Origin of the sequence: Algoriphagus sp. (genome assembly GCF_039969895.1) — a bacterium.
Taxonomy (GTDB): Bacteria; Bacteroidota; Bacteroidia; order Cytophagales; family Cyclobacteriaceae; genus Algoriphagus.
In genome coordinates, this window is sequence record NZ_JBDVMZ010000008.1 from 59,968 (window position 1) to 82,085 (window position 22,118).

The 22,118-nt window shown below is 44.7% G+C and carries 17 protein-coding genes; 7 read left to right on the top strand and 10 right to left on the bottom strand.

Annotation, left to right across the window (positions count from 1 at the left end):
* Positions 1–12 precede the first annotated feature (12 nt).
* Complete coding sequence (locus ABJH64_RS04385; protein ID WP_348277084.1) at positions 13–660, bottom strand: alpha/beta hydrolase; 648 nt, start codon at positions 658–660, stop codon at positions 13–15.
* A gap of 4 nt (positions 661–664) precedes the next feature.
* Positions 665–1,147 carry a cytidine deaminase gene (locus tag ABJH64_RS04390; protein ID WP_348277085.1) on the bottom strand — a complete coding sequence of 161 codons (483 nt, stop codon included), beginning with the start codon at positions 1,145–1,147 and terminating at the stop codon, positions 665–667.
* Between the two features lie 120 nt (positions 1,148–1,267).
* On the opposite strand from ABJH64_RS04390, the gene ABJH64_RS04395 reads away from it, so the two are divergent.
* On the top strand, positions 1,268–2,599 hold the full coding sequence (locus ABJH64_RS04395; protein ID WP_348277086.1) for a saccharopine dehydrogenase C-terminal domain-containing protein: 1,332 nt from the start codon (positions 1,268–1,270) through the stop codon (positions 2,597–2,599).
* Between the two features lie 170 nt (positions 2,600–2,769).
* Here ABJH64_RS04395 and ABJH64_RS04400 read toward each other — a convergent pair whose 3' ends face one another.
* The 4 genes from ABJH64_RS04400 to ABJH64_RS04415 form a co-directional block, all read right to left on the bottom strand.
* Positions 2,770–3,483: a methyltransferase gene (locus tag ABJH64_RS04400; RefSeq protein ID WP_348277087.1), complete on the bottom strand. Its 714-nt coding sequence runs from the start codon at positions 3,481–3,483 to the stop codon at positions 2,770–2,772.
* Positions 3,483–4,085: a DUF2179 domain-containing protein gene (locus ABJH64_RS04405; RefSeq protein WP_348277088.1), complete on the bottom strand. Its 603-nt coding sequence runs from the start codon at positions 4,083–4,085 to the stop codon at positions 3,483–3,485. Before ABJH64_RS04405 ends, ABJH64_RS04400 begins: the two co-directional genes overlap by 1 nt.
* A gap of 69 nt (positions 4,086–4,154) precedes the next feature.
* Entirely contained in the window at positions 4,155–5,321 is a 1,167-nt protein-coding gene (locus ABJH64_RS04410; RefSeq protein WP_348277089.1) for an MFS transporter, read from the bottom strand.
* 179 nt (positions 5,322–5,500) lie between these two features.
* Positions 5,501–5,737, bottom strand: coding sequence for a hypothetical protein (locus tag ABJH64_RS04415; RefSeq protein WP_348277090.1), 237 nt, complete (start codon positions 5,735–5,737; stop codon positions 5,501–5,503).
* 357 nt (positions 5,738–6,094) lie between these two features.
* Between ABJH64_RS04415 and ABJH64_RS04420 the strand changes: the two genes are divergently transcribed.
* A complete protein-coding gene (locus tag ABJH64_RS04420; RefSeq protein WP_348299155.1) occupies positions 6,095–6,361 on the top strand; it encodes a hypothetical protein in 267 nt (88 codons plus the stop codon).
* Between the two features lie 685 nt (positions 6,362–7,046).
* On the opposite strand, the gene ABJH64_RS04425 is transcribed toward ABJH64_RS04420, so the two are convergent.
* Positions 7,047–7,856, bottom strand: coding sequence for a LexA family transcriptional regulator (locus ABJH64_RS04425; protein ID WP_348277091.1), 810 nt, complete (start codon positions 7,854–7,856; stop codon positions 7,047–7,049).
* A gap of 69 nt (positions 7,857–7,925) precedes the next feature.
* Here ABJH64_RS04425 and dinB point away from each other — a divergent pair, with 69 nt between their 5' ends.
* Together dinB and dnaE are read left to right on the top strand one after the other, a co-directional pair.
* The gene (dinB, locus tag ABJH64_RS04430) at positions 7,926–9,074 is read left to right on the top strand and encodes a DNA polymerase IV (protein WP_348299154.1); all 1,149 of its coding nucleotides are present in this window, start codon (positions 7,926–7,928) and stop codon (positions 9,072–9,074) included.
* 1 nt (position 9,075) lies between these two features.
* Entirely contained in the window at positions 9,076–12,039 is a 2,964-nt protein-coding gene (gene dnaE / locus ABJH64_RS04435) for a DNA polymerase III subunit alpha (RefSeq protein WP_348276633.1), read from the top strand.
* A gap of 123 nt (positions 12,040–12,162) precedes the next feature.
* Here the strand turns inward: dnaE and ABJH64_RS04440 are convergent, their stop codons facing one another.
* On the bottom strand, positions 12,163–13,572 hold the full coding sequence (locus tag ABJH64_RS04440) for an alpha/beta fold hydrolase (protein ID WP_348276634.1): 1,410 nt from the start codon (positions 13,570–13,572) through the stop codon (positions 12,163–12,165).
* Positions 13,573–15,057: 1,485 nt separating this feature from the next.
* Between ABJH64_RS04440 and ABJH64_RS04445 the strand changes: the two genes are divergently transcribed.
* Both ABJH64_RS04445 and ABJH64_RS04450 read left to right on the top strand, forming a co-directional pair.
* Complete coding sequence (locus tag ABJH64_RS04445; protein ID WP_348276635.1) at positions 15,058–16,662, top strand: solute:sodium symporter family transporter; 1,605 nt, start codon at positions 15,058–15,060, stop codon at positions 16,660–16,662.
* A 4-nt stretch (positions 16,663–16,666) separates the two neighbouring features.
* Positions 16,667–17,485, top strand: a complete 819-nt coding sequence (locus ABJH64_RS04450) for an inositol oxygenase family protein (RefSeq protein ID WP_348276636.1) — start codon at positions 16,667–16,669, stop codon at positions 17,483–17,485.
* A gap of 77 nt (positions 17,486–17,562) precedes the next feature.
* Here ABJH64_RS04450 and ABJH64_RS04455 read toward each other — a convergent pair whose 3' ends face one another.
* Both ABJH64_RS04455 and ABJH64_RS04460 read right to left on the bottom strand, forming a co-directional pair.
* Positions 17,563–18,006, bottom strand: a complete 444-nt coding sequence (locus tag ABJH64_RS04455; RefSeq protein ID WP_348276637.1) for a hypothetical protein — start codon at positions 18,004–18,006, stop codon at positions 17,563–17,565.
* Positions 18,007–18,485: 479 nt separating this feature from the next.
* A complete protein-coding gene (locus tag ABJH64_RS04460) occupies positions 18,486–20,444 on the bottom strand; it encodes a sensor histidine kinase (protein WP_348276638.1) in 1,959 nt (652 codons plus the stop codon).
* A 234-nt stretch (positions 20,445–20,678) separates the two neighbouring features.
* On the opposite strand from ABJH64_RS04460, the gene ABJH64_RS04465 reads away from it, so the two are divergent.
* Positions 20,679–21,821, top strand: coding sequence for an acyl-CoA dehydrogenase family protein (locus ABJH64_RS04465; RefSeq protein WP_348276639.1), 1,143 nt, complete (start codon positions 20,679–20,681; stop codon positions 21,819–21,821).
* Positions 21,822–22,118: the final 297 nt, after the last annotated feature.

Genomic DNA, 22,118 nt, shown 5'->3' on the forward strand with positions numbered 1-22,118 from the left:
ATATAATTGGATTTACTTATTTGAATCAAGAATTCTCGAAAGCATTTCAACTTCCACCGTATGACCTCCATCAAAAGTGAGTTCTTTCACATCCTTGCCCAGTTTTTTGGTTAATTCCTGCTGAATTTCAATACTTTCGGGAGTGACAAATTCATCTTGATTTCCAATAACAAGGGTAAACTTTGTCCTGGAAAATTTTTCTATCGCAGCTTCCAATACCATGTCCTGCGCAAAACCTCCTGCCCAGAGCACCAAATGATTCACCTCGCCAGACCAGCGACTTGCCCAGCGTGTAGCCGTCGCCCCACCCTGAGAGAATCCCAACACATTGATTATTGGTCTATTTTGATACTTCGAAAGCAAATCCTCCATCAGCTGATCTAGAAAGCGGTGGTTATTTTCAATAGCCAGTTCCCGTTCATGCTTGGTCATCCAGTTGGCCCCAACTCTTCCAGAAAAACCAGTCAGGTAGCCGTAATTCGTCGCTTCAGGCGCGATGAAAAGTCGATCGGGAGAATCAAACCCTTGGAATTTTCTAATGAAAAACTCCGCCAATTGTCCATAACCATGCAAAACCAGCCAAATTTCTTTTTCCTCGAAAGTTGGCTCATGGGAAATCGAATACTGCGCTTGATACTGAAATTTGATGCTTTTCTTCAAAACCCTACCCGTTCAAATCGTCAAACTTAAACGGCAAAAGCGTTTGAATGCCAGGAAATCGAAGTATGCTTCCATCCGGATTCTGAATCAAAATAGAAATAGGTTGATTGAATCTCATCTCTGTTTCATTGATCGTCTGCCGGCAAAGTCCACAAGGTGATACGCCTGCCCAAACTTCATCTCCTTTTCTCCGCGCCACGATGGCAATGTCTGTGACTGCCTGATCCGGAAAATTTGCTCCTGCATAGCCCAACACCAATCGCTCTGCACAAACCCCCACCGGGAAACTCACATTTTCCTGATTGCTGGATTGCAAGATCTCTCCAGATTCGAGTCGGACAGCTGCTCCTACATGAAACTCAGAATAAGGCGCATAGGCCTTTTCAGACACTTTCCTTGCCCGCATCATGAGCTGCTGCTCCTTGATATCGAGTTCCTCCCAAGCTAGTTCTTCAAACTCCGCTTCTATTTTTATTTTCTTGCTCATCTATCTCTAATTGGAGTTTTCCTAACGATCAAGGTAGTAAATTGTTCCTTTTAATATTCTTGTCTCAATTTTTTACCCTTAAATATATTCTCCATTTTAGACCTAGCAACTCAAGATAACATGCATACCATTTTGATTTTAGGTGGCGGGAAATCCGCCATTTTTCTGATTGATTTCCTGGCGGAAAACTGCCAAGCGAAGGACCGCCAACTGATCTTGGCAGATATCGACTTAGCTTCTGCTCAGCAAAAGCTTAAAAATCAACCCCATACACAAGCACGACAGTTGAATATTGAAAACATAAAGGACCGACAGTCCCTGATCCAAGAGGCTGATGTGGTAATCTCCATGCTCCCGGCTTTTATGCATCCTATCGTGGCGAAGGATTGCCTGAAGTATGGTAAGCACTTTTTCTCTGCTTCCTACGAATCGGATCAAATGCGGGAAATGAAATCCGAGATCGAGCAAAAGGGTCTCTTTTTCCTCAATGAATGCGGACTGGATCCAGGGATAGATCACATGTCTGCCATGCAAATCATCAACAGAGCCAAAGCTAACGGTGAGGAAATCACCTCTTTCAAATCCTATTGCGGCGGACTCCTCGCGCCAGAATCTGAGGACAATCCCTGGAAATACAAATTCACCTGGAACCCTAGGAATGTGGTACTCGCAGGACAGGGAACCTCCCGCTACATAGAAAAAGGCGACTTGAAGTTTGTGCCCTACCATCAACTTTTCAACCGCCTCGAAACGATTCAGTTCCCTGGATTAGGAGACTTTGATGGGTATCCCAATCGGGATTCGCTTAGCTACAGAAAAGTATATAGATTGGAAAATATTGACACCATGCTCCGCGGGACGCTGCGAAGAGATGGGTATTGCAAAGCTTGGAATGTCTTCGTGCAGCTCGGCATGTGCGATGATAGCTTTCAGATGAACCTAAAAGAAGGCACTACGCTGAAGCAGTTCCTCAACTCATTTTTAGCTTACGATCCAGAACTTACCGTAGAAGAAAAGCTCGGCAACCTGATTCCGGACTTTGATTTTCCTACATGGGAAAAAATCCAGTGGCTGGGCTTTTTCGGAGATGAGGTACTGCCAAAAGTCAACGGCTCTCCGGCGGCGATTCTACAGGCTATTTTGGAAAAAAACTGGACCCTTCATCCGGAAGACAAAGACATGATCGTGATGCAGCATTTGTTCGAAATCAAAACTGCAGAAGGTACCAAAGAAATCAAATCTAGCTTAGTAAGCTTTGGCGAAGACGCAAGCTACACGGCGATGGCCAAGACCGTGGGACTTCCGCTCGCCATAGCTGTTGATTCATTTCTAGATGGAAAAATCAACCTAACAGGCCTCCACGTCCCAGTTCTCCCTGAAATTTACAATCCTATTTTGGACGAGTTGGGCAGACGAGGAATTCGGTTTGAGGAAGAGGAAAGGGTGGTTTAAAAATCTGAAATTGTGCAGGTGACCTTATCCCTTTGGTTGAAAGTCAGGATGACCGATGTCCGATGACCGGTGCGCCTGTTTCGTCCAGCTTCTGGAGAAGCAGGACAACTTCGCCCTTTGTGCATTCTTTGCGTATTTTATAGTTACTAAGGGTTTCGATAAAAAACAGCTTAGGAAGTGAAGCCCAGTAAAAAACCAGATACCACACTCGCGTAGCTAGCGTGCGGGGTTTCGTCTTCATTTTTGATAAAAATGGGAGTGGAATTAAACTCTTTTTCAGATCTAGAAAAGGCACAAATCTCCCGCTGAATTCGCTTTCCGGGTTTGTCTTGAAGTGTGAATTTTGTGGCTAAAAACATTCCTTTCTTCTCAGCCTTTTGCTCAAAATCCTGCATTTGCCGTGGCGGAAGAATAAGCCAGAACATCCCAGCCTCCGTCAATAGCACTTCCACTTTTTCCAATAAATCATCAAATGAAAGCTCGTCAGTATGCAATGCCAGATTTCGCTGCGCATCAGAGGATTTCAAGTGATCGGGAAAGTAGGGCGGGTTGCTGACGATGAGATCGTATTGTCGCGAAGGCTGAAAATCCTGAAATCTCCCCTCCCAAAGTTCCATCCGACGCGAAAAAACGTTCGTGCGAAAATTATCCAACGCCTGAGAAGCAGCCTGTGAATCAATCTCTACTGCTTGGATTTTTGCGTCAGCGAAGCGCTGTGCCAGCATCAAGGCAATCACTCCAGTGCCTGTGCCTACATCCAAGATTTGTCGCGGTGATTCAACTTCTGCCAATGCTCCCAGCATCACCGCATCTGTGCTGATTTTCATCGCACAGTGCTCTTGATTAACTCTGAATTGCTGAAACTGGAACCAGGAATTGGCCATTAGGTTCGTGCCTTACTAAAGAAGTTCATATTGAAGCGAGGCTTGTCATCCATCACATTCAGATCATCCTCAGATACTCGCTTCACACTTTCAATGGTGTAAAATGCCTTCTCATCTATACGCTTGACATTGTCCACAAATTCCTTCAGATTGTCTCTTTTCATCACCGTAAAGAGCAGATTCACCTTACCGAATCTTCCCTCTCCACCTACGTTGGTAAAGCGAAAATCCCGCTCCTTCATGTATTCAATCAACTCAGGAAGAGGCTGAGGCGTGATCACTCGTACCAGTACTCGTCCAAGAGCCAATTTCTCCTCAAAGTACATTCCTACAAAAGTCCCCATACCAAAGCCACCTGCATAGGCAAGGTAGGAAAGTGGATTATCGATATTCTGAAAAATCTGACCAATGGCAAGCAACCAAATCAAAGCCTCAAAAAAGCCTAGAAAGGGAGCAATGTTCTTTTTCCCATTCATCATAAACATGATCCTCAGGGTATTGATAGACACATCGCCTACCCTAGCACAAAAGATGAGCAAGGGCATAATCAGATAATCGAATAATTGTTCAGAAACGCCTAGGGTATGAAAGAATTCTTGCATGAGATCAGGATTCAGATTGAACCCACAAAATTACACCCTATTCCTAAGAGGGCGAAAGAAAATTTGGAATTAGATTTTGCGGGCTCTCCCGGCAGGAATGCCAAAAAAAGTAAAGGCCAAGGCGAAGAACAACAAGAAGTAAATCAGCACATTCCAGTTGTCAAATAGATCGAGAGAAACCCCAAAAAGCAAAGGCCCTAGAGCTGCCAAATAATACCCAGAAGACTGTACCATGGCAGAAAGTTTGGCAGTAGTCTGATCCTCAGCCGTGCGCAATGCGATCAGCGTATAAGCTATACTCAAACTCGATCCCATACAGATTCCCACCAGCCCGAGCGAAAGATAAGTGACGAGTTCATTTTCTATAAACAAACCCAAATAACCCAAGACATAGGCAATGCCCACTGCCAGCACCACGCCACTTTGCTCCTTGAGTTTGATTAGAATATTGGGCGCAAAATAAGATCCCAACAAAGAGACTACCTGCATCACAGAAGATACTAAACCAGCCTGTGCCGGTGTCCAACCGCGGAAAATCAACATATCTGGCAGCCAAGTCACCACGGTGAAATACATCACCGATTGACAGCCCATGAAAATCGTGATCTGCCAGGCCAACTTGGATTTCCAGACGTTTTTGGCAGGATCAGTCACTTCATGAAGATTAGCCTTCGGTCGCTGCAGCTGCGGAATCCACACGATCATCGCTAGCACCATAAATACCGCCCAGAAAGCCAGAGATCCTCTCCAGCCCAGATTCCAGTCCACCGCCAGTGGCACACTCATGCCTATAGCGATTGCTGCAAAAAGCGACATCATCGTAGCAAAAAGCGCCGTCATCAAACCTAACTTCTCAGGAAGCCTGACTTTGATAAGAGGAATCAACAGCACATTTGCTATCACGATCCCAATTCCCGTAAGCGCTGTCCCCAAGAGTAGCAATTCAATTCCTCCCAACACACGTAGAATCACTCCCGCAGCCAGAATTCCTATCCCTAGAAAAACAGCCCTCCCCATTCCAAGCCGCTTTCCTATCCCAGGGGCAAAAAGCGAAAAGGTGGCAAAAGTCAATAAGGGAAGCGTGGTGAGAAATCCAGCCAAGCCATTGGACAAACCTAAATCCTCCCTGATAAATGGAATCAGGGGCCCAACCGAGGCAATCGATGTGCGCAGATTAATCGAAATCAGGATAATTCCGGTGATGAGAAGAGATTGGGAGGCGGGTGATTTGGACAAAATGAATCGTAAAAATTAGCAAGTGAATGAGCGGCGAGAATACATGCGCAAAACTAGGGAAATTTGAGGTATTTATATTTCGATTGGGATCGTGACATTAGTGGGAGATTTTTTTACCACAAATTTCACAGAGGATGACACAGAGAACGCAATCATAATTTGACCAATTAATTTGCGCCTTAGGGTCTCCTGTACAGCTTTAGAAGACGGGAGATTTTCATTTTTTCATGGATGGTGCCCTTGGTACTGAGATTCATATTTTGACTCGCATACCCGAATTTCACTTCGCTGTATTCGGGGCTAGTATCGGTTGTGCCGTTGGCACAAAGTCCCTTGCCAAAGGCAAGGCCTGTAAAAGCCCAGAATGCAATTCTAAGTTTACGATGAAAGTTGCAACCAACGAGTGCTAACGGCATGATCGATAAGGCAAAGACTATCCTAAAAAAAATGCGCCTACTCGCCTTGGAGATAGACACACTACGGGAGACATACTTTGTAGAATCTTATAAGCAGTAAATAGTATTAATAAGACTCCACTGATTCAAAACCATTAGAGTGCGGCGCTATCAAAAAAACTGTAGCTTTTCCTATTCAAAGTTTTTCAAATGTAAAAATAAGCAGTTTGGAGTCAACTAATTGAGTAACGATAATTAATTGAATTATAGCGGGTTATAAATCTAATTTTACCATGTACTAAAAATAAAAGACCTGATTATCAGCTTTTTAACTAAATCTTTCGAATGATTTCAACCTAAAACTTGGTTGTATAAATTATGCTAGCATATATTAGGTTCAAGTTCGAGTCACCTAAGAATTCTGAATATGAAAATTCCAGACGTGGCCCATGTGAAGAATATTTAGACAACAGTCTAAAAGCATGCAGAAATGGAGCCTTGATAGCTGCTGGAGCATGCGGTCTATTATCACCGACTATACTTCCAGCTTTGGGCTGTGGTTTAAGTATGTGGTTAGGCGAACTAGTCTGTATTGAGCTTGCAAATGATGATTTTGAAACCTGTAAAACTTACGAGGTACTATGAAAAATATAAAACGATTAGAACAGTTTTCGATAGTAATAGCTGTTGCGGTGATCTTTTGTGCATTGATAATAAGGTCTATTCCTATTGCATTATGCATCTTGTTTTTTGGAGTTTTAATCCAAGGCTATATTTACTTTTTGTACCAAAAAGAGAATATGGGGACAAAGTTTCTAAGAAGTAAAATTGGACCTTTAATTGTTGGGGTTTGTTTTATTATATTCTTCTTGATAAAAGATTGATTTATTAAATAATGAGCAACCGAATAAGAAAAGATCAAGATTGCTAAGCAGTCATTTGATTTAGCACTTTTCTCCCAAGGCTTGCTTACAGGTAAAGATTTTACTGTTTGTTAAGAAGGATGGGGTTGCTTACATAGGGGTTGACCCTTGGGGGTTTCCAAAACCTCAAAAGTTAAATACGCTGCGCCGTCGCGTCGCCGCGAGAAACAAATTATCAGAATCTAAAACCTTCGAGGTTCGAAAAAAACATCAAAGGTTAAATACGTTGCGCCGCCGTGGGAAACAAACCTTCAGAATTCAAAACCTTTGAGGAGGTCCTGAAGTCTTCTACGTTCGGGATAACCTACCTACGACAGGCAGGCACTTCAAATGTTAATCCGCTTCGCTGCGCCGCCGCGCCGTTGCGGGAGGCTTTACTCCAAAACCTTCGAGGTCTGAAAAAGACCTCAAAGGTTACCTGCCTGCAACAACCCCAGCTTCCTGTTAATCTCCGAGATCTCTATCCCCACTTGCTGCAGCGTCAGCGGCTCCTGCGGGAATTCATCACTCATATAGTATTCAAATTTCCAGATCTCCCGAATTTCCTCTGCCGGCACTTCATAAGGCGTGTAAATAGGATTCAGCGAGCGTAGCAAAAAGCTTCTCTCCTCGGCCTGAAAACTCAGCATCTTAAAACTCAGCCCTTCACTTGCCGTCACCACCACGCAGGGAGTCTCTTTGGCAAGTCGCCACTCGGATAAATAAGACCCGATCACATAGGCTCCATCCGCGATTGGCAGCATGCTGTCTCCCTCCGTTTGGAACATGCGGTACTTTTTATCCTTGGGTAAATTGGGAAGTGAAAATACAGGCAGCGTGCTCAGATACTCCGGATCTCCAAAACCTCCCAGATATCCAGCTTTCGCCTTAATCGGCACCAGCTCGATATTGTCCTCATTACTTGAGCTCACCGTCGTAGCGAGGATCCGAACTTTCGACCCGCTCAGAAAAACGTCATTCCCAGCCTCCAGATCAGCAATTTTCAGTTCGCTGAGTTTGGACAGATCCACCCGAAGCAGCGTATCCACACTCATCCTGAAGTAATCCGCACACAGCAGCAAATCCTCAATTGCCGGCGATTTGCTATGTCCATTTTCATGTGCATTCAACTTGGCGCGCGTCATGCCAAGATTTTCGGCCAGCATGTCCTGACTCAATTTGCGTCGTTTTCTGAGAAATTTCAGATTAGTAGACCAGAAAAAGCTTTGAGATCCCATTTTTAATTGATACAATTAGTGACAGTAAAATGATATTAATAGTATCAAATATAGGAAAGAATCTGAGAAATGGAAAGGCATATCGTGCATTTGGATTTGGACACGTTTTTTGTGTCCGTGGAGCGGTTGAAAAATACTGCCTTGTTGGGAAAGCCGGTGATCATCGGCGGAAGTTCCGACCGTGGGGTGGTAGCTTCCTGCAGTTACGAAGCGCGGAAATTCGGCGTGCATTCTGCCATGCCGATGAAACTGGCGCGGCGACTTTGCCCTTCGGCCTTTTACGTCAAAGGGGATTTTGATAGCTACAGCAAAAGTTCGCGGCTGGTCACCGAGGTGATTCAGGAGCAAGTTCCACTGATGGAAAAAGCCTCCATAGATGAGTTTTACATTGATATGACGGGAATGGATCGCTTTTTTGGCTGTGAGAAATTCACCAAAGAACTGCGGGAAAAGATCGTCCGGGAGTCGGGCTTGCCGATTTCCTGTGCTTTGGCAGTGAACAAACTCGTCTCCAAAGTGGCCACCCATGATGCCAAACCAAACGGGCAGACGACCATCCCCTTTGGCACAGAGAAACCTTACCTCGCACCTCTTCCTATCAGACGCATGCCCGGCATAGGAGAAAAGACCTCCACGCTGCTGGAGCGGATGGGGGTGGAGAATATTCGCCTACTCAGTGAGATCCCTCCCCGGATGATGCAGAATCTACTCGGTAAGTGGGGAATAGACCTTTCCCGTAAAGCCAATGGAATCGACGAGTCTCCTGTCATCCCCTATACCGAGCAGAAGAGTATAGGCACGGAAAATACCTTCGAATCCGATACCATAGACATGAAATTTCTACATAGCCAGCTCGTGCGGATGACGGAGAAGGTAGGCTTCGAACTGCGTCAGAAAAACAAGCTCTGCGGCTGCATTACGGTGAAGCTGCGCTATGCCAATTTCGACACCGTCAGTCGTCAGTGCGTGATCTCTTACACCAGTTCGGACGAAATCCTACTCCAGCGGGCTAAGGAGCTTTTTGCGAAGCTCTATGAAAAGCGGATGCTCGTGCGCCTCATCGGCGTGAAAGTCAGCCATCTCGTGCAGGGCAATCAGCAGATCGACCTTTTCCAGGACACAGAGCAAGGAGTGAGTCTGTACCAAGCCATAGACCGAATCAAAAACCGCTACGGAGAGAATAGTCTCACCCGTGCTATCACCCTTACTCCCGCTTAGTATGTTTATCAATTGCAAAACATGGTTTAGCTACCGGTATGGAACCTACAGCACCGAGGCGCTGGTGGATGCCGCAGCCGAGCAAGGGCTCAGTTCTCTTGGGCTCTGCAATATCAATAGCACGGCGGACTGCTGGGACTTTGTGGATTTCTGTAGGGAAAAAAACATCAAGCCTCTCATCGGTGCAGAGATCCGAAATGAGGATTCTCTCTGCTACACCTTACTGGCCAGAAGTGATGCCGGACTGCTGGAGATCAACCGCTTTCTTTCTGAGCATTTACAGGAAAAAAAGGCGTTTCCTGAGCGACCGACTTGCTTTTCGGAGGTTTTGATTATCTATCCTTTTGGGAGTTTTGCTGCGCAAAGCTTAAAAGAACATGAGTTCATCGGCATCTTAGCAACTGAGCTAAATCGTGTCAAAAAGCAGGAGGTAGAAGCTTTTCCCAAGAAATGGATCATCCGCCATCCCGTCACTTTTCAAAACAAAACCTACTTCAACGTCCACCGCCTGCTGCGCGCCATTGGCAAGAATACGCTGATCAGTAAGTTGGGGGAAAAAGACTTCGCAGCTCCGGACGAGATGTTTATCCCGGAAGCGGCGCTGATGAGTGCTTTCCGGAATTTTCCCGGCATGATCAGCAACACACTTCAGCTGATAGATAGCTGTGACATAAAGACTAAACTCCATACGGATAAAAATAAAAAGCATTACAGCGCGAGTAAGGAAGACGATCGGGTCCTGCTGGAGAAACTTGCCATGGAAGGTTTGCTCTATCGCTACGGAAATAATCCTGTGGCCAAAGCCCGGGTGATCAAAGAACTGAAGATCATCGATCAACTGAATTTCAACGCCTACTTTCTCATCGTCTGGGATGTAGTCCGCTATGCCCAAAACCGTGGTTTTTACTACGTGGGCCGAGGCAGCGGTGCCAATTCCATCGTGGCCTATTGCCTGAAAATAACCGATGTGGACCCTATCAAACTTGATTTGTACTTCGAGCGATTTCTCAACCCCCACCGAACTTCCCCTCCGGATTTTGACATGGACTTCTCCTGGAAAGACCGAGATGAGGTCATCGATTATATTTTCAAGCGCTACGGCAAAGACCATGTGTCTCTACTCGGAATGTACAGTACCTTCCAACGGCGAGCAGTCATCCGTGAACTGGGGAAAGTTTTTGGCCTCCCAAAAGAAGAAATCGACCAACTCGTGCGCGGCAAAGATCAGCCCATGAACGAGGATAAAATCCAGCGCACCATTCTGAAATACGGACAACTGCTGGAGAATTTTCCCAATCACCAATCCATCCACCCTGGAGGAATGCTGATTTCCGAAAAACCGATCTATCAGTACACCGTCAATGAGATGCCTCCCAAGGGTTTTTGCACGGCACAGATCGACATGTTTCTGGCGGAAAAAATCGGCCTGTTCAAATTGGATATTCTCAGCCAGCGCGGGCTTGGGCATATCAAGGAAGCGATCCGACTGGTGAAGCAAAACAAGGGAATCGATATAGACATTCACCGAGTAGAGGAATTTATGAGTGATCCCAAGGTTGCCAGCCAGATCCGAAAAGCGGACACCATAGGTTGCTTTTACATAGAAAGTCCCGCCATGCGGCAGCTCCTCACCAAACTCAAATGCGACGACTACCTCCGGCTAGTGGCGGCGAGTTCCATCATTCGCCCGGGCGTGTCACAGTCAGGCATGATGAAGCAGTACATCGAGCGCTTCCACGATCCGAAAAAAATCGTCTATCTCCACCCCAAGATGAAGGAGCTATTGGAGGAAACTTACGGTGTGATGGTCTATCAAGAGGACGTGATCAAAGTTGCGCATCACTTTGCCGGCTTGGACATGGGCGAGGCGGATATCCTGCGCCGGGCCATGTCCGGCAAGTATAGATCGCACAATCAATTCAATGTGATCAGAGAAAAGTTCTTCGCCAACTGCAAAGCCCTTGGGCATGAGGATAGCGTGGCAGCGGAAGTCTGGAGGCAGATCGAGTCCTTCGGTGGGTATTCCTTTTCCAAGGCGCACTCAGCTTCCTTTGCGGTGGAAAGCTATCAGAGTCTGTACCTGAAGACCTACTTCCCCATGGAATTTATGGTTGCCGTGATTAATAATTTCGGAGGGTTTTACAGCACAGAGTTCTATTTCCATGAGCTCAAGCGCACGGGAGCCAAAGTAAATCCGCCCTGTGTCAATCGCAGCGAATACCTCACCAACATCAGTGGAGAGGACGTTTTTGTAGGTTTGATCCATATACAGCAGTTGGAGAAGAAGCTCTGTGATTTCATTCTCGAGGAAAGGCAAGCCAATGGCGCTTACCTGAGTTTGGAGGATTTCATCGAGCGCACACATGCCGGACCTGAGCAACTGAACATTCTGATCAGCGTAGGAGCATTTGGATTTACGGGTTTGGGAAAAAAGAAACTGCTCTGGAAAGCCAACTTCGCCCAAAAGAGACTGACTGCTATTCCGGATTCTCCAGCCCTTTTCAGAGAACCTGCAATGGACTTCACGCTACCGGATTTCCCGGATTATCCACTGGAAGATGCGCTGGACGAGATCAATGTGTTGGGCTTTGCGCTGACGGATATGTTCCGGCTTTGTGCGCATGACGGCAAAGGAACCGTCTTCGCCGAGCAGCTTCCAAGCTTGCTGGGAAAAAATGTAGAGGTACTTGGACAGTTGGTCGTGACCAAAGACGTGCGCACGATCAACCGGGAGCACATGGCTTTCGGGACTTTTCTTGATCCAAAAGGTGACTGGCTGGACACGGTTCACTTCCCTCCTTCGCTGAAACGATTTCCATTTCAGGGCAAGGGCTTTTACAAATTGCGTGGAAAAGTGGTTATTGAGTTTGGCGCTTACGCTGTAGAGGTACAGGGCATGTGGAAAGTGGGGCTTAGGGGGAAGAGGGAGGTGGTGAAGACCGCTGACGAACTTGTTATTTCGTAGATCATTTTCATAAAATGAACTTCGTAAACGAAATGGAAATAAGAACTCTTAACAAAATGCAGTCAGGAGACTGCAATATCTTAGGTTCAATTCAGGAGACTTGAACCACAGCTAAAGTATATATCACCTCACCCGCTCCTTAATCCACTCCAACACCACTTCCATCGCTTTTGGAGAGAAGGTCTGCTCTATCTCAGCATACTCGCTTGGTGCGCCAGTTTTAGCTTCTTGGAATAGGTGGTTCAAACCTGGCAATTCCATTGTCGTCACTTTGGTGTTTCCGCCTTTTGCTAAGGCAGCTTTTATCGCTTCCAAGTTCTCTTTTGCTGGGACTTGGAGGTCCTTTTCTCCGTTGATCGCCAATACAGGACAACTCACTTTCTCCAAGGCTGGAGCTGGATCGTACTTGATGAAATACTGCATCCACGGGGTAGCCAGCGAAGCCATCTGAGCCATTTGCTCGTCGACAAATTTCCCCTCCGTCATCCCGCTAGGCAAATTGGCTGTTGGGATATTTCTATACGTCTGAGCCATGTAATTTCGCAGGTCTCCCTTCAACTCTTCTGTTCCCTGATCTTTGAGCACGATATCGAAGATGCCTCGGTTGAGCATCGCGCTTTCTTCCAACTGATTAGGACTCATGCCTGATACTTCTCCGATCAGTCTTTGCTGAGCGAGAAGCAATTCATCTCCGCGAATCCCTGTTCCTGCCAGCAGCACAAGAAAGTCAATGTCATCTGAACCACCAGCTACCATCGGCGCGATGATTCCTCCTTCGCTATGACCTATCAGACCGATTTTACTTTTGTCGATCTCAGGTCTAGCCTGCAAGTACTGCACTGCCGAAGCTACATCCGTAGCAAAGTCAACCGAAGTAGCCGCAGCAAAATTTCCTGTAGAAGCTGCCGTTCCCCGATCATCAAAGCGCAAGACTGCAATCCCATTTTTGGTGAGGTAATCCGACAAGACCAGAAATGGTTTGTGCCCCATCAATTCCTCGTCGCGATTCTGTGGACCAGATCCAGAGATCAGCACTACCGCCGGGTAAGTCCCTTCCTTTTCGGGCATGGTGAGCGTCCCTGCAAGTAAAATTTCCGCTTGACTATTTTCAAAAATCACATCTTCCGAACGATAAGGAAAAGGCTTTTTAGGTTCCTGAGGTCTATTTGAACCCAGTTTTGCTATCTCCTTTCTCGATAAGTTCATAGGGAAAGATTGTCCTCCTTGATTGAAAACTCCGATGATGATGTTGTCCTCTCCCAGCGTTCCTTCGTAGGTGATATTTGCGTTGGTGATCGCGACTTTCAACTTATCATCTTCAAAACTCGCCGCAGTTGCTGGAATCCCGAATGCTCCCTGATCTGGGCTATCCATGGTGGCACTGTAACCAGTTTCGGATTTCTTGATATTGAATACCAACCTCAGTTGCACTCCGGTTACTTTCAAGACGCCATTCCATTGACCGGTGATATCTTGGGCGAAAGATGCTAGGGTGAAAAGAAATGCGAGGAGAAATAATGGGAAGATTTTCATGGGAATTGGAAATAATGTGGCTTTTCTATCGACTAAAGAAAAGTAAAAGAAACTAGTTGCCAAAATAGAGTCATGAATACTCAGCTCAATGTATTACTGCTAAGACGAAATGATTGCTATTTGAGGAAATTCTATTTGTGGCGAATTCGTCATAGTTAAAATCTGAATTTTGAACTGACATTCAAATGTCAAAACTCAACCATTTTACTAATAGTGGAATAAATAGACATACTCTGATAATGGAAAAGTTCTTCATAAAATGGAAATCCGAAGGACAAAGTTTCGCCCCATTCGGGGCTCTAAAAAAAATCAAGGTTTACCTTACCCCGCACTGCGTACGGGGTCATGAATCGTGACGCTCCTTCGGAGCTATACTTTGGCAATGGAAGAAATGGATTTAAAACCATTTGCCTCTGATAGTGATGCTTTTTTTAATTCCGTATTCTCATCGCAGCATTTGCAAAACCATTTAAAATATAGCCGTCATGATAAGAGTTTTCCGAAAAGATCCGAAGGATTGAAACCATTCATGACCCTCGGCGAAGCCGGGGGTAATCATAATATAATGTATATGGAAGCCCCGAATGGGGCGAAACTACAACGTATCACCCGTTCTGGCCTCTTTAAAACTAAGCATTCACCTGCTCAGTACTTTCTACACAGTCATGAAGCGTGACGCTCCTTCGGAGCTATGCTTTGGCAATGGAAGAAATGGATTTACGACCAATTGCCTCTGATAGTGATGCTTTTTTTAATTCCGTATTCCCATCGCAGGATTTGCAAAACCATTTAAAATATAGCCGTCATGATAAGCGTTTTCCGAAAAGATCCGAAGGATTGAAACCATTCATGACCCTCGGCGAAGCCGGGGGTAATCAGAACATAATAGGTGTGTGGAAGCCCCGAATGGGGCGAAACTACAACGTGTCACCCGTTCTGGCCTCTTTAAAACTAAGCATTCTCCTGCTCGGTACTTACTACAGAGTCATAAATCGTGACCCTCCTTCGGAGCTATACTTTGGCAATGGAAGAAATGGATTTAAAACCAATTGCCTCTGATAGTGATGCTTTTTTTAATTCCGTATTCCCAACGCAGCATTTGCAAAACCATTTAAAATATAGCCGTCATGATAAGAGTTTTCCGAAAAGATCCGGAGGATTGAAATTATTCATGACCCTCGGCAAAGCCGGGGGTAATCAGAACATAATATGTATATGGAAGCCCCGAATGGGGCGAAACTTCACCGTATCACCCGTTCTGGCCTCTTTAAAACTAAGCATTCTCCTGCTCAGAACTTACTACACAGTCATGAAGCGTGACGCTCCTTCAGAGCTAGTCTTACGGTTAAAATCAGACACCTAATTTATCTACCCGTTCAATAACCGCTTCTATTACTCTCGCAATCAAAGACAACCATTGCCTCCCTCATTCTAATTCCCTATTTTCCATCATACAATTAGCAAACCCATCCAAATCCCAACTCAGTGCTCACACTTTTTAGTTTTCTAGCCTTTACTGGCTTTGTAGCAGCCTACTCTACCTTGATGCTGCGCAAACAAAACCTTCAAACTCAAGACGGGTACTTCTTAGGAGGTCGAAGTCTCACTGGAGTAGTCATCGCTGGATCCATGCTCCTCACCAATATCTCTACCGAGCATCTGGTAGGAATGAATGGCTCAGCCTATAAAAACGGGGCTATCATCATCGCTTGGGAAGTCACTTCGGCTATTGCGCTCGTGATCGGCGCATTATATTTTATCCCAAAATACCTGAGAATGGGGCTGACCACCATCCCTGAATTCTTGGAAAAGCGCTTTGATAAAATGACGCAAGCGCTCATTTCCCTGCTATTGATCATCTCTTTTGTCGTGACGCTTTTGCCTATCGTACTCTATACTGGGGCAATCAACATTGAATCTATCTTTGGGATATCGGAAACGCTGGGAATTACTCAGGCAGAAGGAATCTGGCTTACGGTAGTTGTGGTGGGTGTAATCGGATCAGTTTATGCAATTTTCGGAGGACTCAAAATGGTGGCCTATACGGATACCATCAACGGTTTTGGCTTGCTCATCGCAGGCTTACTTGTACCGATTTTTGCACTCTGGGATATTGGGGATGGAAATATTATTACCGGTCTGACTAAAGTTTTCAATAATGCTCCTGAGAAGTTCAATGTAATTAGTAAAGAACCTTCGATTGGGCCAGGCTCTAGAGATTCCATTCTGCCTTTCGAAGTGCTATTTACAGGCCTGATCATCAATCAGCTCTACTTCTGGACTATGCATCAATCCATCGTGCAGCGAGCATTGGGCGCGGTGAGTTTGAAGGAAGCTCAAAAAGGGCTTTTGTTTACAGGAATTCTGAAAATCCTCATTCCGTTGGTGATTGTGCTTCCAGGGATTATTGGGTTCTACTATTTCGGAGATTCGTTTTTTGATTCTCAAGACAGCGTATATCCAGAATTGGTCAAGCGGGTACTTCCCACTTGGATGACGGGCTTCTTTGTAGCCGTGATCATGGGAGCAATTTTGAGTACGTTCAACAGTGCGCTGAATAGTGCTGCGACGATTTTCAGTCTGGATATTTTCAAGGTTTATATCAACAAAGCCGCTAAGGAAACGCAGCTCGTTCGGATAGGAAAGTGGACTTCGGCGATTTTAGCTTTAGCAGCGATTCTTGTTGCGCCTTTTGTAGCCAATGCTCCTGCAGGACTTTACCAACTTTTGCAACAGCTGAACGGCATCTTTTTTATCCCCATGGCCACTGTGATTATTGCCGGATTCTTTTTCCCCAAAGTATCTGCTGCAGGAGCCAAAGCAGGACTACTCTTTGGGCTTGCCTTCTATATTTTGATGGATTTGGTATTCAAGGTAGATATTCACTTTGTCCACATCTGGGGAATTGAGTTTGTGCTTAACCTTATCGTTATGCATTTGGTATCTGCTAAGTATCCGGTCACCGGGCCGTTTGTGATGGCGGACTCTGGCAAACTGAGCATCGCCCCTTGGAAACATGCCAAAACTCTAGGCTGGATCTTGATTGCGATCACGGTAATTATTTATGTAATTTTAGGTACAATCGCTTAATACTATGGAGACTACGGAAAAAGAATTCAGAAACTATGACCATGTAGATGTCAAAGCTGCTGTGAAGGAACACTACCGCAAAATGCGCATGTATCAGACGTATGACTACGTGCAAAAAATGAAGGAAAAATATCTCACGTTTGACAAACCCATGAATCTCTGGGATGCAATGGAAAAGCTCAATTCACTAATCGATGTAAGTGATCCTGACTTGGACTTGCCCAATGTGCAGCATCTAATCCAGTCAGCAGAAGCGCTACGTGCTGATAATCGTGCAGACTGGATGCAGCTGGTAGGTTTGATTCATGACCTGGGAAAAGTGATGTATTTATTCGGAAGCGATGAAGATGGCACCAGCCAAGCAGAGCAGTGGGGCTTGGTCGGCGATGTGTTCGTAGTCGGGGCCAAATTGCCTGACACCTGCGTATATCCTGAGTTCAACGAATTGAATCCTGACATGAAAGATCCGCGCTACAATACAGAGCTGGGGATTTACGAAAAAGGCTGCGGCCTAGACAACTTGCAGTTAGCCTGGGGACACGACGAGTATTTTTACCAAGTTTTAAAAAACCATCCTACCAACACAATCCCTGAAGCAGGTATGGTGATGGTTCGCTATCATTCGTTTTATCCTTGGCACAATGGCGGAAGTTACGCGCAGTTTGAAGCTCCTCAAGATGCGCAATACAAGGAGTGGATTTTGGATTTCAATCAATATGACCTTTATACCAAGTCTCCAAAAATGTATGATCTGGAAGACATGAAGGATTACTACCTACCGATTGCTGAGAAATACCTGGGTAAGGGGCCGCTCTTCTGGTAAAAAAATTAGTATAAAAAAAGGCAGACACTTAGAATTGATCTGCCTTTTTTTGGTTGGATAGTTTCTATTTGGCTTTACTAATCGTGGAATTGTCCTAGAAACATTGTGCCTTTGCCTATATTTATTTCGTTCAGTCCTCCACCATTTTTCTCTGACACCCCGAAAAAGAGATTGTAAACGCAGTTATCCTTGAAAGTAACCTCAGATGTGCCACTTTGGATAGGATTACCGAGTGTCACACACTTGCCTTCAATCTTCACGCTGAGGGTATTATTGGCAAATACTTCAAATTCCCCAACTGTCCCATCAGGATACGGACTTTCTGCAGTCGCATACTGCATGGTTAATGTGTATTTCCCTACTACTGACGGCGCTACTGTGCCGGCTGATTCACCGCTGGCGATAGTACTTTGACATACCGTGTTGCAGTCTCCCAGTTCGGGTTCGTCATCGTCGGAGCAAGAAAAGCTAAGCCCTGCGAATAGCAAGCATGCAACTAAAAATAGTTTTGAGTTTTTCATAATGATAAGTGATTTTGATTACTCAAAAATCCACCTATCTCAGCTCCTGGTAAATACGACAAATGCACTAGATGAAAGCCACATCCTAAAAAATCAAATTACTTCTTTGATCCTTTCTTGATAGCCTCTACTTGAAGCTTTATAAGATTAAGCTGGTCTTGGGTTTTTTCTTTGATTTGAGAGAGGTTTCCTACTTGAGTGCTTAGTCCTTGCGAGCGTTTGATCTCAGTTTGGACCAAGCCCTCCATATCTTTTAAACGCTTTTTTTGGATCCTATCTTGACGGACATACTCACGAAACAACAGGATATGCAACAAGGCAATACTGCCAAGCACGAGCAGAATTAAAATCCCAAGTAGGTGAGTTTCAAAAATGGAGGAGACCATTGAGCATAAGGAAAAAAGATCTTTCCAAAACTACTCATTAGGTATTCAGGAGGTAATACGGCAAATGGACTATATCCAAACCCAGTTCACTCCTTACACATCTGTTTGGTTAGAATTATTCGGCAATCTGAGCGTGACTGCTGTTCCTTTTCCAGACTGTGACTGAATCTCCAACTTTCCACCAAGTTCCTCAGCCCGCTTCCGCATGTTGTAAAGGCCATTTCCTGCCTTGACCTGTGCCTCATCGAATCCCGTCCCATTATCTTTAATTGTGAATTCCAATCCATCTGGCTGTTGAAAAACACCCACATATAGCTGGCTGGGATAGGCATATTTGAGAGAATTCTGAATGGCTTCCTGCACGATTCTATAAATCTGAATTCCTTCAGATGAAACCATGCTAAAGTCTAAATCCAAACCTTTTTCCACCTCAAAATCAAAGGTAATTCCGCGTGTGGAAATGTCAGCTCGCTCCAGGTAATCTGAAATCCTGACGGAAAGCTGACCCAAGGTGATATGCCCAGAGTTCATCGCCCATATCGTATCTCTGAGCTCCGTGATGGTCTGTTTGGTGAAGTTCGCGATGGAGTCATATCGATGTGTAAGCGTCTCTTTGATCGGGTCAAAGTACTTAAGGTTTTCGATCGCAGAGATGATAAAAGTGAGTTGCGCACCAATGTTATCATGAAGATCCCGAGAAATGAGCATTCGTTGCTCTTGCAGTTTATTCTGAGTTTCTATTTGTCCTAAAGCTGATCTGAGTTTAGCTTCCTGTCTGAGTTGCTGATTTTTTAGTTTTTGCTGGGAATAAAGCAAATACCCTACGATCGCCAGAATCAAAGCAAGCGCTAAGGATCCAAATAGTTGTAGATTTTTGGTACGAATGGCTAATTCTTTTTCCGCCAGCTCCCTGTCTTTTTTCTCTGTCTGATAGCGTGCTTCCAAATCAGATGTCAGCTGTAGGATTTCTTGTTCACTTAGCTTTCGTAGCAAAGAAATGTATGCATCGGTGTAGTAAGCAGAGCTATCAGGCATATCAAGAGCTGCATATACTGGCGACATCAGCAAATACATAGTCATGATGTCTTCCTCTGCATTTTGAGATTTGAAGCCAGAGACTGCTTGAAGATAATACTGTCTAGCTGTTTCAAATTCTTTAAGATCGGAATAGGACTGGGCGAGGTTGGATTCCAGCAAAGCATAATCATATGCGGCTCCAGCCTGCTCTGCCAATTCCAGGCCTTTCATCGCATATTCTACAGCTGCCTGACTTCTTTTCTGACTATTATAAAGTGTAGCCAAGTTATTGTAAGTCGTCGCTAAATAATATACGTCTTCGTATTCAGTAAGAATATCAAGGGCTTTGAGATACACTTCTTCGGACTTTTCCTCTTGCTCTAGGTGGCGATAGATCGCTCCGAGGTTATTGTAAGTCATCGCAAGACTATAGTAGTCCTCATTTTCCTCCCGATATGCCGCTACTTTTTCTAAAATATCGCGGGCTTTAGTATAGTTTTTTAACTCCGAATAAATCACCCCGATGTTATTTCGAATGAAGTCCACGTTTTGCTCATTGCCAGTTCGCTCAAAAAAACTAAGTGCTTTGAGATAGTTTACCATTGCGGAATCGGACTGAAAATCACGCTGATAGACAGAACCTAGGTTTGTGATAGTCCCGTAGATTTTGACAGAATCCCCAGTCTCATATCGCAAGTTCAGCGCATGTTGATAATTATTCCTCGCGTCTATCAGCTCTCCTTTTTCCATATACGCATAGCCCAGGTCGCTGTAAGCTTGACTGAGCAGAATAGGGTCATCAAGTGAGGATGCTAAGGCCACATTTTCTTTGCCATAAGCGATCGCTGTATCATGAGAAACTGGCACATAATACCAAGTCAGCTCGGAGAGGATGAGCGATCTATCCGTCGGTTCTTTAGTGCTAGAAAGTTCAGATTTTAGACTGTCTAAAAGTTCGTATGTAGTCTGGGCAGAAAGTAGCTGACTTGTCAAAAGAAAGACAGTTATACCCACGAATCTGTAGAATTTACTCATAAAGCAGTGATTTGAGGGGAAATAAAACAAAAAACTCTTCAAGCGCAAGATGCAATTTAAAGCTGCTAATAGCACGATGGAGATCAGAATACCATGACCAATCCTGAAAACACTTATTTATTTGATCGATAAAGGATTAAAATAAAAATATACTACGGAATCACGCGATTTGTTGAATCCGAACTATTTCCGAATCTTAGGGTTTGAATAACGATAGTAAACCCAAATATCCCTATGCTAAATTTCACTCAAAACGAAAATCAACGAATGATCGCCCAGATGATTCGTGATTTCGGAGCCAAAGAGATCACCCCATTTCGTAAAGACTGGGACGACAGATCTCATTTTCCTTTGGAACTTTTCAAAAAACTAGGCGAACTCGGCCTAATGGGCGTATTGATCCCTACCGAATACGGAGGCTCTGGATTTGGATACATGGAATATGTAACGGCCATCGTGGAGCTCTCCAAACTTGACCCATCCGTAGGCCTTTCCATGGCAGCACATAATTCTCTTTGCTCTGGACATATTATGATGTTTGGAAATGAGGAGCAAAAAAAGAAATATCTACCTAAACTAGCTACCTGCGAATGGCTAGGTGCGTGGGGATTGACTGAACCAAATACTGGCTCTGATGCCGGAAATATGCGGACTGTTGCTAAAAAAGAAGGCGATAATTGGATTATCAACGGAGCCAAAAACTTTATTACCCATGGCGCCTCTGGTGACGTAGCGGTAGTGATTGCCAGAACTGGCGAGATTGGAGATTCGCACGGAATGACAGCATTCATTGTGGAAAGAGGAACTCCTGGTTTCAAAGGAGGGAGAAAAGAAGACAAATTGGGAATGCGTGCTTCGGAGACGGCCGAGATGCTTTTCGATGACTGTATCGTTCATGAGAGTCAAGTGCTGGGCGAAGTCGGTGATGGTTTTATTCAATCTATGAAGATCTTGGACGGTGGAAGAATTTCAATAGCGGCATTGGGTCAAGGAATAGCCGAAGGAGCTTTGGAAGCTGCCATACAATACTCCAAAGAACGTCATCAGTTCAACAAACCGATCAGTTCTTTCCAAGGTATTTCCTTCAAGTTGGCAGATATGGCTACCCAAGTCGAGGCTTCTAGCCTACTTATTTTAAAAGCAGCTGATCTGAAAAACCGAGGTGAAAAAGTGACTTTGGCAGGAGCACAAGCCAAGTATTACTCTTCAGAAGTAGCCGTTTCAGTTTCGAATGAAGCCGTTCAGATTTTTGGCGGATATGGTTTCACCAAAGATTATCCAGTAGAAAAATTCTATCGTGATTCTAAGCTTTGCACTATTGGCGAAGGAACTTCAGAGATCCAGAAATTAGTGATCGCACGAGAGATTTTAAAATAATAAGTGTAGTAGTTAGCTTAAAATTAAAGCCTGAGATCTGTAAAGATTTCAGGCTTTTTCGATGTAGGTGACTATTTAGTGATCGTAATCACCAAAAATACCAAAACCGGAATTTACTTAGACTTCACTTTTTCAGCTAGAGGCTAGTTTTTGGTAGAGGGAATTTGGGTTTTGTCGTGTGTCCCAAAAGATTAATAATTTGATACTATTTTTCTCTGGCATGTAAAACAATACTACGTTCTGGTGAATCAATACTCTCCTTATATCAGGGTATTCAGTCTTTTCACCCAAATAAGG